15 protein-coding genes are annotated in these 17,268 nt (G+C 40.4%); all 15 read right to left on the reverse strand.

The window, feature by feature from the left end; translation table 11 throughout:
* Positions 1-8: 8 nt before the first annotated feature.
* The 15 genes from fliF to FNK51_RS01055 all read right to left on the reverse strand — a co-directional run bounded on the left by fliF (position 9) and on the right by FNK51_RS01055 (position 17,258).
* Entirely contained in the window at positions 9-1,607 is a 1,599-nt protein-coding gene (fliF, locus tag FNK51_RS00985; RefSeq protein WP_141992180.1) for a flagellar basal-body MS-ring/collar protein FliF, read from the reverse strand.
* Between the two features lie 91 nt (positions 1,608-1,698).
* Positions 1,699-2,007: a flagellar hook-basal body complex protein FliE gene (gene fliE, locus FNK51_RS00990; protein ID WP_141992181.1), complete on the reverse strand. Its 309-nt coding sequence runs from the start codon at positions 2,005-2,007 to the stop codon at positions 1,699-1,701.
* A 23-nt stretch (positions 2,008-2,030) separates the two neighbouring features.
* Entirely contained in the window at positions 2,031-2,489 is a 459-nt protein-coding gene (flgC, locus tag FNK51_RS00995; protein ID WP_141992182.1) for a flagellar basal body rod protein FlgC, read from the reverse strand.
* Positions 2,489-2,884, reverse strand: a complete 396-nt coding sequence (gene flgB, locus FNK51_RS01000) for a flagellar basal body rod protein FlgB (RefSeq protein ID WP_141992183.1) — start codon at positions 2,882-2,884, stop codon at positions 2,489-2,491. The genes flgC and flgB overlap by 1 nt, the downstream gene beginning before the upstream one ends.
* Positions 2,885-3,640: 756 nt before the next feature.
* A complete protein-coding gene (codY, locus tag FNK51_RS01005; RefSeq protein WP_057278408.1) occupies positions 3,641-4,420 on the reverse strand; it encodes a GTP-sensing pleiotropic transcriptional regulator CodY in 780 nt (259 codons plus the stop codon).
* Positions 4,421-4,528: 108 nt separating this feature from the next.
* Complete coding sequence (gene hslU, locus FNK51_RS01010) at positions 4,529-5,938, reverse strand: ATP-dependent protease ATPase subunit HslU (protein WP_141992184.1); 1,410 nt, start codon at positions 5,936-5,938, stop codon at positions 4,529-4,531.
* Between the two features lie 12 nt (positions 5,939-5,950).
* Positions 5,951-6,478 carry an HslVU peptidase proteolytic subunit gene (gene hslV, locus FNK51_RS01015; protein ID WP_141992185.1) on the reverse strand — a complete coding sequence of 176 codons (528 nt, stop codon included), beginning with the start codon at positions 6,476-6,478 and terminating at the stop codon, positions 5,951-5,953.
* Between the two features lie 20 nt (positions 6,479-6,498).
* Entirely contained in the window at positions 6,499-7,401 is a 903-nt protein-coding gene (gene xerC / locus FNK51_RS01020) for a tyrosine recombinase XerC (protein ID WP_098371028.1), read from the reverse strand.
* Between the two features lie 59 nt (positions 7,402-7,460).
* Positions 7,461-8,768 carry an FADH(2)-oxidizing methylenetetrahydrofolate--tRNA-(uracil(54)-C(5))-methyltransferase TrmFO gene (gene trmFO, locus FNK51_RS01025; RefSeq protein ID WP_063231875.1) on the reverse strand — a complete coding sequence of 436 codons (1,308 nt, stop codon included), beginning with the start codon at positions 8,766-8,768 and terminating at the stop codon, positions 7,461-7,463.
* 426 nt (positions 8,769-9,194) lie between these two features.
* On the reverse strand, positions 9,195-11,270 hold the full coding sequence (gene topA / locus FNK51_RS01030; RefSeq protein WP_098371029.1) for a type I DNA topoisomerase: 2,076 nt from the start codon (positions 11,268-11,270) through the stop codon (positions 9,195-9,197).
* Positions 11,271-11,535: 265 nt separating this feature from the next.
* Positions 11,536-12,402, reverse strand: a complete 867-nt coding sequence (gene dprA, locus FNK51_RS01035) for a DNA-processing protein DprA (protein ID WP_260397994.1) — start codon at positions 12,400-12,402, stop codon at positions 11,536-11,538.
* A gap of 118 nt (positions 12,403-12,520) precedes the next feature.
* Positions 12,521-13,423, reverse strand: coding sequence for a succinate--CoA ligase subunit alpha (gene sucD, locus FNK51_RS01040; RefSeq protein WP_076366551.1), 903 nt, complete (start codon positions 13,421-13,423; stop codon positions 12,521-12,523).
* An 18-nt stretch (positions 13,424-13,441) separates the two neighbouring features.
* Positions 13,442-14,602 carry an ADP-forming succinate--CoA ligase subunit beta gene (gene sucC / locus FNK51_RS01045; protein ID WP_076366553.1) on the reverse strand — a complete coding sequence of 387 codons (1,161 nt, stop codon included), beginning with the start codon at positions 14,600-14,602 and terminating at the stop codon, positions 13,442-13,444.
* 479 nt (positions 14,603-15,081) lie between these two features.
* Positions 15,082-15,354 carry an EscU/YscU/HrcU family type III secretion system export apparatus switch protein gene (locus FNK51_RS01050; RefSeq protein ID WP_098371030.1) on the reverse strand — a complete coding sequence of 91 codons (273 nt, stop codon included), beginning with the start codon at positions 15,352-15,354 and terminating at the stop codon, positions 15,082-15,084.
* Positions 15,351-17,258: a hypothetical protein gene (locus tag FNK51_RS01055; protein WP_141992186.1), complete on the reverse strand. Its 1,908-nt coding sequence runs from the start codon at positions 17,256-17,258 to the stop codon at positions 15,351-15,353. Before FNK51_RS01055 ends, FNK51_RS01050 begins: the two co-directional genes overlap by 4 nt.
* Positions 17,259-17,268: the final 10 nt, after the last annotated feature.

Below are 17,268 nucleotides of genomic sequence, written 5' to 3' on the forward strand. Positions count from 1 at the left end.
TAAGCCTCCTAGTCTTCTGCTATCCAGCTTCTTAATAATTTTGCAAATTCATCTGGCTTTTCTTTTGCAAGCTTCTCCAGTTGTTTTCTTTTTAAAGATGCTTCCGTTTCCTTCTCTTTGTTCAAATCCGGAACATCGAATACGACTTCTTCCTCTTCAACCACGTACTCCTCTTCCATTTCAGCTTGCTTTCGGGATCGGAGGAATAAGATTAAGAGAATGATAATGGCAAGTATTAGCACTCCGCCTACGATGTATGCCCATATTGGTAACGAAGGATTCGTTTCACCTTTTTGCAACGTCATTTTCCCGTTAAACGGCTGGACGGAAATCGCAATTTTATTATTAAGCTCCTCGTCCGTCAGTTCTTCCCCTTCAGCTTTTTTCTCGATTGTCGTGCGTATTATCGTACCAAGGATTTGTGTAATATCCTCCACACTCTGTTGAGATAAAGAATTCGGATCGTCAGCGGTGGGCGGTTCGACCATGACCTGAATACCTAAATCCTTAACTTTATATGGGCTTTCGACTATTTCTTTCTTGATTCGGTTCACTTCACTATTTATCGTTTCATCCACTTTTTCATAATCACCGGATCCGTTAGTGCCTTCAACGTAACTGGATCCCAATGAATCTGAGGAATCCTCACTTTGCGGAACGCCTCCTGCACCCGCTGCGTCCCCACTATACGATTCATTGATCCTTTGCGCAGAAATCTCAATTCCAGCCATATTTTCTTCATCGACCGGTTCAACTAAATTCTCTTCCCGATTTTCTTGAGTAAAATCAATGTCTGTCGTGACTGAAACAACCACTTTGTCTCTCCCAATAATCGTTCCAAGCATATTTTGCACCTGTCTTTGAATATCACGTTCTATTTCTTTTTTTATTTCATTTTGGGTGGCAAATGCGGACGCGAAAGAAGAATTTTCATTTTCAAGATCGAAGTACTCAAACTCTTGGTTCATAATGACGATATTATCTGTAGGGAGATTCGGAACACTTTTTGAGACAAGATGATAAAGGGAATTGATTTGACTTTCTTCAAATTTATAGCCGGGCTTCGTATTCAATACAATGGATGCTGAAGCTTCCCCAGCTGAATCACTGACAAAAACTCCTTTATCAGGAAGAGTGATCATAACACTGGCATCTTCTACTCCATCAATCTTTTTTATTAAACTGGCCAATTCCGTTTGCATCGAGTCCAGTTTAATGACATTGAATTCATTTTCAGTCATTCCGATACCAGCACTTTGACTAAAAAAGGAATAGTCGATACTGCCAGATTCCGGAATTCCTTCTGCTGCCAGTTCCACTTTAAGAGAATCCAGTTTTTCTTCTGGAACTTTTATGGTCGTTCCATTTTCAGAAACTTCATTCATAATCCCTTGACTGTCTAAATTTTCTTTAATGCTCCCCGTTTCCGATGGAGTTAAGTTGGAATATAAGGGCACCAGCGTCGTACGCGTGGTTAAAATTGAAACTGCCGTAATGATGGTGATAATTAATGCTGCTGAACCAATCATCATGAATTTTTGTTTTTTACTGCGGCCCGTCCAATAAGCAGTTATTTTGTTTTTAAAATTCACTAGTACTTCATTCATTTAAATCCCCCGGTCAGTCTATGAATTTATGATTGGGGGATTTTTTCCCCCTGGTCATTTTTCTCTATATAATGAGGTTAAAAAATGAATGCTATATACTCATTCTCATCATTTCCTGGTAGGCTTCCACAACCTTATTCCGAACCTCTAATGTAGCCTGCATGGTAACGCTGGCTTTTTGTGAAGCTATCATCACCGAATGTAGCTCAACATCCTCTCCATTAACCAATTTGGTTGTAAGATCATCAGATGCCACTTGTGTTTCGTTGACTTTATTAATTGATTCTTTTAATACCGACGCAAAATTCCGGTGTGCTTCGTATGGTGTATTAGTATTGTTTTGATCTTTTTTCAATACATTACTTGCATTGTTCACTGTAGAAAGAGAAATCCCCTCCATATCAACAATCTCCTTTCAAACTTTTATTTTCCAATTTCCAAAGCTTTCATCATCATTCCCTTTGATGCATTTAAAACTGTCACATTTGCTTCGTATGAACGTGTGACACTCATTAAATCAACCATCTCCCGAAGCGGGTCGACATTTGGCATTTCAACATAACCATCTTCATTGGCATCAGGATGTTCGGGATTGTAATCCAGTTCAAAAGGTGTTTTATCTTTTACTATTCCAGTCACCTTCACTCCATTCCCTACTTCGCTCGTTTTTTGGGATGCTGCGTTTAAGAAACTTGAAAAACCATTTTCCTTACTTTGCAGCACAACCGATTTTCTTGTATACGGCTTCCATGTTTTCGATTCCGCGTCATATTCCGCCCTGGTCGTATCAGCATTAGCCATATTAGCAGAGATTACATCCATCCTTACCCTTTGGCTCGTCAGGCTGGATCCGGTCATGTTTATACTTTGGAAGATTCCCATCACTTACCTCCTCTAATTACATTCTGCAATGATTGAAACTTACCTGAAAGCCTGTCGGTTACTGCATTATAATAAATCTGATTGGCTGCAAGCTCCGTCATTTCCTTATCAACGTCCACGCTATTTCCATTATTGTTATATCGGACATTTTTCTGCATCACGACCTGAGAAGTATGACTCCCCTCTGACTTGAAAGTAAAATGCCGTTCATCGGTACGATATGACTCCAGGTAAGATTCCAGCTCTGCCTTAAAGGATTGTGTTTTGTTGACCTCTTTGGCTTTATAATTAGGCGTATCCGAGTTGGCTATGTTCTGTGAAATGACTTTTTGTTTTACATTAGAATAATTAAGGGCATTTTCTAGTGATTGAAAAGTATTTGAAAATAACTCCACATCGATCACCTCTTTCTATAATTTACAAATAATTACATTATCAATAAATTAACCCAGTACATTACGTTTTTAATTTTAAAGAAACATTATAACTATGTCCATAAACAATACATAGACTTTAGACCTATTATCGTCGAAATTTGTCATAACTTGTTCAAGTTTGTCGTTTTTATTAGTATGATTACAGGGTTAATATTACGTAATATTACATTTTAATATGATATTCTACATATTAACCAAAGTTTACTTCTATTAGCTTTTATATCATATCGAAAAACAAACCTATATACCTGATACTTTAGATCTAATTTTCACATTTACTTTCAATTGATTATTTCAATTTAGTTGATTTCACCCTTTAAAATAAAGGATTTATAAGAAAACAAAGGCTTACTGCCTTTTTTCTTTTTTGAAAAAAAACGTTTTTTTCAAAACGCTGATTTATTCGACAAAATTCCCTAATAGCTTAAACCCGTTATCCATAGAGTTTTAGCAATCTAAAAGTTATAACAACGTTCATTTTCACTATTGCAACAGTTATAATAATATAATTCCTCTTTTTAAGAAAAATTTAACTATTTTTTCAATTCTAATAGAAACCAAGCCTATATTCATATTTCCATTTAATTCGAATTACCCCTTTTTCCTTTCTCCCCCTGACATTCACCCGCTTTTGCTTATTAGTCCCAGAAAGCAACAGATCCAAATACCACAAAAAAAAAGCAGCCCTTTTTAAAGGACTGCTTTTTTAGTATGTTAATTATTTTTAAGCTTTTCTAATTCAAGAAGGAATTTATCGTTCAATACTTTAATATAAGTACCTTTCATTCCTAGTGAGCGGGATTCAATGACTCCGGCACTTTCCAGTTTCCGTAGAGCATTTACGATAACGGAACGGGTGATGCCGACACGGTCTGCAATTTTGGATGCTACAAGCAGACCTTCATTACCTTTAAGCTCCTCAAAAATGTGCTCAATAGCTTCCAATTCGCTGTAAGATAACGAGGAAATTGCCATTTGAACAACAGCTTTACTACGAGCTTCTTCTTCTATCTCTTCTGATTTTTCACGCAGGATTTCCATACCGACTACTGTCGCACCATATTCAGCCAAAATTAAATCATCATCATGAAATTTTTCTTGTAATCGGGCAAGAACCAATGTTCCTAAACGTTCTCCCCCACCCATAATCGGTACGATCGTCGTTAATCCAGTTGCGAAAAGCTCTTTGTTTTCGACTGGGAAAGCAGTATATTCGCTTTCGATATCAAGATTCGAAGAGGTTTCAGGAATATTGAACAGGTTTTTTGTGTACTCTTCAGGGAATTGTTTATCTTCCAACATTTTGTACATGCGTTCGTTTTCAATTTGCTGACTTACCGCTATGCCAAGTAATTTCCCGCGGCGGCTGACGACGAATACATTCGCTTCGATAACTTCACTTAAACTTTCAGCCATTTCCTTGAAGTTAACTGCTTTACCTGCTGCTTTTTGGAGCATTGCATTGATTTTTCTTGTTTTTGCTAATAAGTTCATTTGATTTGTTCCTCCTAAAAATACCATGGTTCACAATAACTATGAAGTTGTATTTCCGTAATTTTATGTTCATTGCGTAGGCAAATCATTGCCAAGATTGTTTCTTAATTAAAGGATAAACTGGCTTAAATCTTTGTTCCGGGCGATAGAACCAAGCTTACCTTCGACATATTGGGGCGTAATTGTAATCTTCTCCATCGTTATTTCCGGAGCTTCAAAAGATAAGTCTTCAAGCAACCGTTCCAAAATGGTATGAAGTCTTCTTGCACCAATATTGTCTGTGTTTTGATTTACTTCGAAGGCCACTTCAGCTATCTTACGAACAGCATCGTCAGAAAATTCAATTTCTATACCTTCAGTTTCTAATAAAGCAACATATTGTTTTAACAAGGCATTATCCGGTTCATGAAGAATCCGTACAAAGTCATCTACAGTCAGTTTTTTCAATTCTACACGAATTGGGAATCTGCCTTGTAATTCAGGGATAAGGTCGGATGGCTTAGCCATGTGAAAGGCCCCTGCAGCAATGAATAAGACATGATCCGTTTTAACTGAACCATATTTAGTCACTACTGTCGAACCTTCAACAATTGGCAGGATATCCCTTTGGACACCCTCTCTTGATACATCCGCTGATGAACTTCCAGATTGCTTACTGGCAATTTTATCTATTTCATCGATGAAGATAATCCCATTTTGCTCAGCCCCGTATACTGCATCGGAAGTGACTTCATCCATATCAATCAATTTTGCCGCTTCTTCATTTGTTAAAACGGTTCTTGCTTCACTTACTTTCAATTTGCGCTTCTTGCTTTTTTTCGGCATCAAGCTTCCTAAAGCGTCCTGCATGTTCATCCCCATTTGTTCCATTCCCGAACCTTGGAGCATATCAAACATCGAAGCAGCCTGTTCTTCCACTTCGACCGTTATCATTTCACTTTCTAACTCACCGTTAGCCAGCTTTTCAGCGACGGTTTTTCTTTTTTCCTGCAAACTTAAATCTTCGGAATTTTCTTCAGAATCCTGTTCGTCTTGATTATTATTGCCTCCAAAAAAGACTTCAAGAGGATTCTTGAAATTACTCTGTTTTTTTGTTGATGGCACTAAAAGTTCTATTAAGCGGCGATTTGCATTTTCTTCTGCCCGCTCCTTTACGCTGGCCATCTTTTCTTCCTTCACGAGGCGGACGGAAGTCTCCACCAAATCACGAACCATCGACTCAACATCCCGGCCGACATACCCGACTTCCGTAAATTTCGTTGCTTCAACTTTTACAAAAGGAGCACCTACCAATTTAGCCATTCTCCGAGCTATTTCTGTTTTCCCAACGCCTGTCGGTCCAATCATTAATATATTCTTCGGAACGACTTCATCACGAAGTTGATCCGAGAGAAGGGAACGTCGGTAGCGATTCCGAAGAGCCACTGCCACTGCCCGTTTTGCCTCACGCTGCCCTACGATATACTGATCCAGTTTTTCAACGATTTGCCTCGGTGTTAAATTAGCTTTTTTTGACATTTGCGCTCCTCCTTACAACTCTTCCACGATTATATTCGTATTCGTAAATACACAAATTTCCGCTGCAATTTGTAAAGATGATTTAGCGATTTCCTTTGCCGATAATTGGTCACTGGAAAACCGCATTAATGCCCTGCCGGCAGCCAGTGCATAATTCCCACCCGATCCTATGGCGAGAATCCCGTCATCCGGTTCAATTACTTCCCCGGTGCCAGAAACGAGCAGCAAATGGTTCTTATCCATCACGACTAGCATGGCTTCCAGCTTTCTCAACACATTGTCACTTCTCCATTGCTTTGCCATTTCGACGGCAGCGCGCTGAAGATTGCCATTATACTCTTCAAGTTTAGCTTCGAACATCTCAAATAAAGTGAATGCATCTGCAACGGAACCTGCAAAACCTGCAAGGACATTACCATTAAAGATTTTTCTTACTTTCCTCGCCGTATGCTTCATCACTACTGAATTTCCTAAAGTAACCTGCCCATCACCGGACATGGCACATTCACCTTTATGATGCACTGCAAATATCGTTGTCATAAAGTGTCCCCTTTCAACATTTAAGGCCGCGGATGTGATGCATTGTAGACTTTTTTCAATTGGTCTTTTGTAACATGCGTATACACTTGCGTTGATGAAATTTTAGAATGACCAAGCAATTCTTGAACCGTGCGAATGTCCGCCCCATTATTCAATAGGTGTGTAGCAAACGAATGCCTTAGCATATGGGGATGAAGACTTCCATCTGCGGCTGACTTTTTAATCAATTCATTCAATATATAGCGAACTCCCCTAGGTGTCAGAGGGTCTCCACGAAAATTAACAAATAAATAAACATGCGCCTTGGCGTCAGACGAAGTCAATTCCATCCTGGCTGTACGTATGTATAAATCTATCGCTTCCTGTGCATAGCTACCAACCGGAACGTAGCGATCCTTTTTTCCTTTTCCATGGATCAGTACCGTCCCTAAGGAAAGATCGATATCCTGCAGTTTAATCTCACAACATTCACTTACACGAATTCCTGTAGCATACAATAATTCCAGTAAGGCATTGTTCCTTATTCCTATCGGTGAATCCTTCTTTAAAGAAGAAAACAACTGATTCATTTCCTTCTCATAAAGAAAACGTGGCAGTCTTTGATCCTTTTTAGGTAAAGAAGCCAAAGAAAAAGGATTATCTTTCACATCACCTTCACGTAGTAAAAATCTATAAAGGCTCCGCAAGCAAGATGTTTTTCTTGCTACTGTGCGCTTAGAAAGGTTTTTCTCATATAAATTCGTTAAATATAACCGGACATCAAAATATTCAACGGACGTGATATCCTCAATGCCCTGTTCATTAAGGAACAGAAAAAATTCGTGAATATCACGTTTGTAATTTTCAATGGTGTATTGTGAACTGTTTTTTTCAATCTGTAAATATTCGATGAAGGATGATAATGCCTTTTTTTGATTAATCATGGAAACACCTCGCAAAGGCTAATAAATAGTATCATACTTTAAAACAGCAGGCAAATATTTTACAAATTTTTCACAAAGTTCTGAATTGTGTCCAAAGCGCGTTTAGCATGCGTTTCGTTCCGCTCTTTTTTTGATTTGATTCTCACTTCTAGGTCTGGAAGCAATCCAAAGTTGGCATTCATCGGTTGGAAGCTCTTACCATTCGTCGACGTTATATACCTTGCCATGCTGCCCATCGTCGTCTCCGCAGGGAATATGATAGGCTCCAATCCTTGGACGATCCTTGCAGCATTGATACCTGCAACAAGTCCTGATGCAGCAGATTCTACATACCCTTCGACACCAGTCATCTGACCGGCAAAGAATAAATCATCCCGATTCTTGAATTGATACGTAGGCTTCAATACATTAGGTGAGTTTATGAATGTGTTTCGATGCATAACTCCATAACGCACAATTTCCGCATTTTCCAAACCAGGTATAAGCTGCAATACTTCTTTTTGCGGCCCCCATTTCAAATGTGTCTGAAAACCAACAATATTGTAAAGTGTTCCTGCCGCATCATCTTGACGCAATTGAACTACAGCAAAAGGACGTTTTCCCGTTTTTGGATCTTCTAAGCCAACTGGCTTCAATGGACCAAATAACATTGTTTTCTTCCCACGTGATGCCATCACTTCAATGGGCATGCAGCCTTCAAAAAAGATTTCCTTTTCGAATTCTTTAAGTGGTACTGTTTCAGCAGCGATCAATGCTTCATAAAAGCGGTCAAACTCTTCTTCCGTCATCGGACAGTTCAAATAAGCTGCTTCCCCTTTATCATAACGGGATTTCAAATATACTTTATCCATGTTGATGCTGTCTTTTTCAAGAATTGGCGCGGCAGCATCATAAAAGTACAAGTATTCTTCATCCATGATTTGCTTTAAGCTGTCAGATAGTGACTGACTTGTAAGCGGACCGGTTGCAATGACGGTAGGACCTTCCGGAATTTCCGTCACTTCTTCATTAATGACAGTCACATTTGGATGATTTTTGACCCTTTCCGTAACAAGACCGGCAAATTCATGACGATCAACAGCTAAAGCACCACCAGCCGGTACAGCACAAGCATCTGCTGCGGACATGATGACCGAATCCAGGATACGCATTTCTTCTTTTAATACACCAACTGCATTTGTTAAAGTATTTGCCCGAAGTGAATTGGAACAAACAAGTTCAGCGAATTTATCGGTATGATGGGCTGGCGTTTGTTTTACAGGGCGCATTTCATATAGATCGACTTTAATTCCTCTTTTAGCTAACTGCCACGCCGCTTCACTTCCAGCAAGCCCAGCACCGATTACACTTACTTTTGTTTCTTTCATTTTTCGAACCTCCATGTATAGATATGATAAGACAGGATCATTTATCATTAAAACTGCTTTCATAAAAGTTTCATTTTTAACGATATCTATGTATTTATACCCGAAATACTCATTCCTGCTAACGATAATTTTAAAGCATATGCCACAAAGCCGGCATTCTTCCTGCAATCCATCTTTTTAAAAAGGGTAACGGACGCAAATAGGAATTATATCTTTAAAAGAATGTACTTGTCCACTGAATTTTACATCACATGGCCTAAATAAAAAAGTTTCAAGCTTTATCCATTTTCTTCTTGGAAGCGAATCCACATATTATCATGATATCATACTTTCCTGAACATAAAGAAACCCGGCAGAAGCCGAGTCAATTTATATTTAGGGTTTTTCGATAATTCACAGGGAAAGTAAACGATTTCACGGTCTTTTCTATGCTTGGGGCATTTCTTTGAAATCACAATCCATACACTGGACCTGGACGCCTTTTTTGAGTTTTTTCTCAACAAGTGTACCTTCACATTTTGGACAACTCCGCGGCAGTGGTTTATCCCATGATATGAAGTCACATCCAGGGTAGGTATCACACCCGTAAAATATGCGGCGTTTTTTACTTTTCCTTTCAATGATGTTTCCTTCTTTACATTTTGGGCATTTGACACCGATTTCTTTAACGATTGGCTTTGTGTTACGGCAATCCGGGAAATTACTGCATGCCATGAACTTTCCATAACGCCCCATCTTAAAGACCATCCCATGTCCGCATTCCACGCAATCTTCACCAGCAGGTTCATCTTTAATTTCAATTTTCTCCATCTCGACTTCGGCTTTAGCCAGATGAACTGCAAATTCTTTATAAAATTCATCAATGACCTTTATCCATTCGATACTGCCTTCCTCGACGCTGTCGAATTCCTGTTCCATCTTGGCAGTGAACTCTGCATCAAGAATATCCGGGAAGAATTCGCGTATCAATTCAAGAACGATCTCACCAAGCTCTGTCGGGATGAACCGTTTATTATCCAAGGTAACATAGCCCCGTTTTTGAATCGTATCCAAGGTAGGGGCATATGTAGAAGGACGGCCTATTCCCAGTTCCTCTAGGGTTTTGACAAGACGGGCTTCAGTATATCGGGGCGGAGGCTGTGTGAAATGCTGCTTCGGCTCGATATCTTTTGAAAAGAATTGATCTCCTTTTTTCACATCCGGAAGTGCATTTTCCTTTTCTTCCACCGAGTCATCGGACCCTTCAACATATACCTTCATGAAACCCGGAAATTTAATTTTTGAACCATTTGCCCTGAAGATGACATCTTCGTTATGCAGGTCGATGCTCATCGTATCCATGACTGCCGAAGACATTTGACTAGAAACGAATCGTTCCCATATCAATTTATAAAGACGGAATTGATCTCTGGATAAGAACTCCTTGACTACACCCGGTTCACGTAATGTGCTTGTTGGCCTGACTGCTTCATGGGCGTCCTGGGCATTAGTTTGTTTTTTCTCCTTGCGCTGTTCAACCTGAACATAATCTTTACCATAATTATTTTGAATGAAGGTATGGACTTCCTCTTTCGCAACATCGGAAATCCGGGTTGAATCGGTTCTCATATAAGTGATTAACCCGACTGTACCTTCCTTGCCAAGCTCGATTCCTTCATAAAGCTGCTGAGCAAGCATCATGGTTTTCTTTGCACGGAAATTCAATTTACGTGCCGCTTCCTGTTGCAGGGAAGAAGTTGTAAAAGGGGAAGCTGGATTGCGCCTTCTTTCCTTTTTAGCCACAGCTCCTATCGTAAATTCGCCGCCATTTAAAGAAGCGAGCACTTTTTTGACGTCCTCTTCGGTATTTAATTCCTTCTTCTCGCCACCAAGGCTGAAGAAGGAACCTTCAAACTGTTCTTTTCCTTTTACAAAATCAGCCTTGATTGTCCAATACTCTTCCGGGATAAAATCTTTGATCTCCTTCTCCCGGTCAATGATCATCCGTACAGCAACCGATTGGACCCGTCCCGCGCTTAAGCCTTTTTTCACCTTTTTCCACAAAAGCGGGCTTATATTGTATCCGACTAAACGATCCAAGATCCTTCTTGCCTGCTGGGCATCAACCAATTTCATATTTATTGGCCTCGGCGATTTAAATGATTCTTTGATAGCCTCTTTCGTGATCTCGTTGAATACCACGCGGCAATCTGAGTTAACGTCAACATCAAGACTGTGAGCCAAATGCCAGGCAATGGCTTCCCCTTCCCTGTCGGGGTCAGCCGCGAGATAAATTTTTTTCGCTTTTTTCGCAGCGGTTTTCAATTCTTTTAAAACCGGGCCTTTGCCGCGGATAGTTATATATTTAGGTTCATATTCATGTTCAACATCGACACCCATTTGACTTTTAGGCAAATCTCGAACATGCCCCATGGAAGCCTTTACTTTATATTTTTTTCCCAAGTAACGTTCTATTGTTTTCGCCTTTGCGGGCGATTCCACAATCACTAAGTATTCTGACATCCAATAAATCCTCCTCAAAGAGGTAATATAAATCTTCACTATTATTAATCATTCAAAAATCATTTGTCAACACCTCTTTACTTTTCAAAGCATGCTGATTCATTTATTAATAGGTATTTTGACAAGAGGTGCCATTTGCAAAACTTATAACAGTTTTACAATATTTTCAACCTTTTTGTCTAATAATTCAACCCATCCTTCTAAAAAAGCACCTTTTTTTCTTTTTTCTCGTTTGATTCTCCGTCTATCTTCTATATTATATTGTTCAAAACTCTTCCTCGATCTGCCTGTAACTCAAAACAAGTTTGGCACCATCGGAAATCAATTGATTGGTCCCCAGTGATTCAGGGCTCGTAACATTGCCAGGAAGCGCAAATACCTCCCTGCCGTGTTCCAAAGCAGCTTGTGCCGTAATAAGGGAACCGCTTCTTTCTTTTGCCTCGACCACGAATACTCCCTGTGATAATCCACTGATGATTCGATTCCTAAGCGGAAACATCCAAGGTTCCGCCTTCATTTCCGGTGGAGTCTCAGATATAAGCAGGCCTTTATTGATGATTTCTTCAGCAAGGGTAACATTGAATTTCGGATATATTTGCATAAGCCCCCCTCCTAAAACCCCAATCGTATCTCCGCCTCCCCTTAATGTGATCTTATGTGACTCTGCATCGATTCCAGCCGCCACTCCGCTTATGATCACGAACTTTTTCTTTACAAGCGGTAATAGAATCGATTTTAAGGCCTCCAGACCATACGAGGTTGGCTTACGTGTTCCAACAACACCTAGCGTATTCTTCCTTGTTAAAAGCTTCTTATCACCTTTATAATAAAGAACCCACGGAGGATCGAATATTTGCTTCAGCAAAAAAGGATATTCATCATCGAAGATCGTCAAACAATGGATTTGGCTATCTTCGTAATTTTTAAGTTTATCGATGGTATTGAGTGAATGTAAATCTTTGAAAAAGAGGTTAAGCTTATTTGAAGGGATAGGGAGCATTTTTGCCCATTCAACGTAATCCGTCGTGAACAGGGAAGATAATGACGGGTCTTTGGACATGATTGTTTGGATTGATTTCCATCCTGCCCCGCGGCAATGATGGAGATGGATTAACTTTTCTTTTTTATTCAATTTGAAACGCCCCTAATCGGATATTTTTAGTGGTAGGTTGATAGTGATGTACTAGGTGTCTCCCGAGGAAATTGGAGGAAAATAAGACCGACCCAAAAAAAGGTCGGCCCAGCTTAAATTAATGTGTTTTACAAGGTTCGTATATCTCTTTTTCTTTCAAGACGGAAATCAATGTTTCACCCATTACGGATGGAGTTTCGGCAACTTTAATTCCACATTCGTTCATAACGCGGATTTTCTCGTCAGCAGTTCCTTTTCCTCCTGAGATAATGGCACCAGCATGTCCCATGCGTTTACCGGCAGGAGCCGTACGGCCACCAATGAAACCAACAACTGGCTTAGTCATATTTTCCTTCACCCAGATTGCTGCTTCTTCTTCTGCCGTTCCGCCGATTTCCCCGATCATAATCACAGCATGTGTTTCCGGATCATCATTGAATGCCTTCAATACGTCAATGAAATCCGTTCCATTAACTGGATCCCCACCGATACCGACAGCCGAAGATTGCCCGATGCCTGCTTGCGATAATTGGTGAACAGCTTCGTACGTTAAAGTTCCAGAACGTGAAACTACACCTACATGGCCTTTTTTGTGGATATATCCTGGCATGATACCAATCTTACACTCTTCAGGAGTAATGACACCTGGGCAGTTCGGTCCGATCAAGCGAGTTTTTTTGCCTTCCATGTACCGCTTAACCTTGACCATATCCAGGACAGGAATATGTTCCGTGATACAAATGACAAGATCAAGTTCTGCGTCTACGGCTTCCAGAATTGCATCAGCAGCAAATGGCGCCGGTACATAGATAACGGAAGCATTCGCTCCGGTTTCAGTGACAGCTTCGGAAACTGTATTGAATACAGGTACCCCTTCCGCCTCTGTTCCACCTTTACCCGGAGTGACTCCTCCAACGATTTTCGTGCCGTATTCCAACATTTGTTTTGTATGAAATAATGCTGTTGCACCAGTGATTCCCTGAACGATCACTTTCGTATCTTTATTAATATAAACGCTCATTATGTTCCCCCCTGCCTATTATCCTACAAGTGATACTATTTTTTGTGCTCCATCAGCCATTGATTCAGCAGCCGTAATATTTAAACCTGACTCTTTTAGAATCTTTTTGCCAAGGTCCACATTCGTTCCTTCAAGACGAACAACAAGAGGGACATCCAGGCCAAGCTCTTTAGCAGCAGCCACGACGCCTGTTGCGATGATGTCACATTTCATGATTCCTCCGAAGATATTAACGAAGATGCCTTTAACATTTTTATCGGAAAGGATGATTTTGAAAGCCTCTTTCACTTTTTCCTCAGTGGCGCCGCCACCAACGTCAAGGAAGTTAGCCGGATCTCCCATATAATGTTTAATGATGTCCATCGTCGCCATAGCAAGCCCGGCACCATTAACCATGCATCCGATATTTCCGTCAAGCGATATGTAACTAAGGCCATGTTTGGATGCTTCAATCTCTTTTGCATCCTCTTCATCCAAATCACGGAATTCCGCGATGTCTTTTTGGCGGTAAATCGCATTATCATCAAAATTCAATTTAGCATCAAGTGCCATTACATTGCCGTCGCCCGTAACCACTAATGGGTTGATTTCTGCGATTGAGCAATCTTTTTCAACGAAAGCAGTATATAAGTTAACCATCAGCTTGGAAGCTTTATTTATAAGTGAAGCCGGAATATTGATATTGAATGCAATTCTCCGTGCTTGGAAGCCAGTCAGGCCGACAACCGGATCGATTACTTCTTTGAAAATTTTCTCTGGCGTCTTTTCGGCCACTTCCTCAATTTCCGTTCCGCCTTCTTCAGAAGCCATCAACACGACACTGTTCGTAGCACGGTCAAGGACCAGCCCGATATAATACTCTTTCGTAATGTCGCAGCCCTCTTCAATAAGTAAACGCTTAACTTCCTTGCCTGCAGGTCCTGTTTGATGGGTCACCAACGTCTTGCCAAGAATTTCTTCTGCATATGTACGTGCTTCATCAAGATTCTTCGCTACCTTGACTCCGCCGGCTTTCCCGCGGCCGCCCGCATGAATTTGAGCTTTTACGACAACAACTTCCGTACCTAACTCCTTCGCTGCTTCCACTGCTTCATCAACAGTAAAGGCAACCCGGCCATTTGGAACGGATACCCCGTATTGTCGCAATATCTCTTTCCCCTGATACTCATGGATATTCATTTCCCATCCTCCTTATCTACTAAAAAACAACTTCGGAATTTAATGCGTGTTTTCTCTATCATATTACAACAAAATTCTCCTTCGTGCATAATTTTCTTTCACAAAATTTTTAAAATATTATTATAATATACTTCCATACCCCTGTGTAAAATGGAAAAAACCTTCTTTGCGGTTGGTTTTTTTCTTATTAAAATCATTTATTTTTACTCTGTACAAAAAAGTCATTACTGTTATAAATCTAGTGAAAACGCTATCATAAAAGCCTTTTCATCATATTGACTCAGAGATCTTTTCATGAGAAATTACGGTTATCCTTTGACTGACCCTAAATAAAAGCAAAAGGACAAAGCCATTGCCTTGTCCTTTTGTTAATAGTTTAGTATTTTTTTAATATAATGAAAATACACCAGTGATTTCCCTAATATTCTACATAAACCAACAGAACTCCATTTGGTGAAATCACATGGAAAACTAGGATCCTACCGATTCTTTTCTTTGTCAACTTTATAAATGAATGCAAATACCTCTGCAACTGCTCCATATAATTCTTCGGGAATCGTTTGATTTATATCAAATTGACCTAAAAGTGCAGCAAGCGATTCGTCCCTCTGGACCGGTATATCCAGTTTCATGGCCTTTTCCAGAATTTTTTCAGCCGTTTTACCTTTCCCCTTCGCCAATATGACGGGCGCTTTGGATGTTCTTTGATCATACTTTAAGGCAATGGCTTCTTTTCGTAGATCATTTATCATATTCGAATATCCACTCCGCTATATGGACCGGCTTCTGAAAAAGGAATCGGTTTTACCCTTAGGTCCCGCTCTTTTTCATTCACGGGTTTTACAAATGAAACCCCTGATAATCTGTAATCCATTTTTCCGAGATTCTCTCTTAGGATGTCAAGATATTGACCGGCTGCCCCTTCAAGGACCGCACCATGCCCATTGATGACCGTCACTTTTATGATTCGGTTTTGAACCTGCATGTCGATGACCGTTTCTTTAAGACGTTCCAATTCTAAATAAAATAGGACTCGGCAGTAATCCGGGTCTATTTTGCCATCTTTTGTTTTCCTTCCGCTCCATTGTAAAGTTAGGTCCGTTTGAATCGATCCCAAATTGAGTGGAAGTGTCAGGAGCAAATTCTGAATCGGCCCATTTTCCTGTGAAAGGATCTGTTGCGCAGTAATCCGGTTTAGGATTTGTTCTGCCATTTCCTTGATAGATGCCGGAATTTGCTCATTCAGCAATTTAAGCAGCAGCGGTTTAAGTGTCTCTAAATCATTCGGGATCTCCTTCATATCATCTCCAGAAAGATTAATGAGTGCATGTTCCAGCTGAAGGCCAAGGACCTTGGTCATTTCTTTTAGTTGGTGTGCAACGGAAGGCCCATTGGTGAAATCGTTTTTTTGAAACTCGGCTTCCAGTACATGTGAAAGGACAAGCTTCTCATTAATCCTAACGTATCGGGCTTCAGGAAGCTTATTAAGCGACTGAAACAGTAATTCAGCCACCATACCCTTCGACTCCTCTATTTGCTCTGTATCCATATTCAAGTAGCCTATAAGGTCATTCACTTCTTTTTTTTCGCCTATTGCCTTTTTAGCTGTTGCTTCGGTAAAAGCACTTTGGAGTAAATGAAAGGCAAGAGGGGAAAGTTTTTCTGCAGAAATGTTTTTTCTCTGTATCGAGTGGATATCAGCTGGCAGGTGATCATGACCGTTAAATATGCGATTAATGGTCGGTTCGATCTCTTCAACTTTTGCAAATGCACCGCTTTTTGCCCCGGATAGCAACTGCAATCCTTGGTGTAATTTATCAATCACTGAAATCTTGGCCATACCGGACCTCGCCTCAGCTCCATCCATTAAGCTTTCCAGAAAGACAGATTCTGTAATTCCCTTTGGAATTAAACCCGTCTTTTGAAGCAGGGAAAATGCTCCGGATTTCATTTCTGGCGTTGAATCGGGATCCAGCCAAGTGGCCACTAGGTTTTGCAAACCATTTTGTTGAAGCTGGTTCTGTTTAACAACATGTAAAGAGTCCAATACATCCATAAGCTTGACGGCCGTCCTCGTTACTGCCCCGACATCTTGCAGCTGTTGCTTGAAGACACTGAGTAGTTTGTGGAAAGGTTCACCTTTGTACTGTGTAAATAATGCATCAAATACATCTTTTACAAATGGCAGTTGCTGAATGAACATCGATTTTATTACAGGTAGACCAGCTTCTGCAGCTTCAGCAGCTTTTAACCATTGCAAAGCGGACTGAAAGGTTTCCTTAGTTATCGGAAGCCGATTTGTCAGGAGGTATTCGGCAAGTTTCGTAGCGGCCGGTTCAGGCGTCATGCCGAGATGAGCGATCAATTGCGCAGCCGTTCCCTTTAAGCCGGAAACGTTCAAATCGGGGGAATCTAAAGCTTTTAACACGACACCCCCTTCTATTGGGTGCCTCACTTGAAACCAGTACATTTCTCCTGACCGTAGCGGGATTTCGAGATTGGCAATCATTTTTTGATGGCCAATCTGTACCTCGGCTGTTTGGTCAGGAAAAACCTTATTCACCTTCCCGATAAGGATTTGCCCGTTTTTCAAACTCACAAATCCTTTTACTTCAATGGGTGAAGAAACGGGTTTGCCGCTTGTTATGGATTGCACCACTCATCCC

It is taken from the genome of Bacillus sp. B4EP4a (assembly GCF_006680105.1).
GTDB classification, from domain to species: domain Bacteria; phylum Bacillota; class Bacilli; order Bacillales; family DSM-1321; genus Peribacillus; species Peribacillus simplex_E.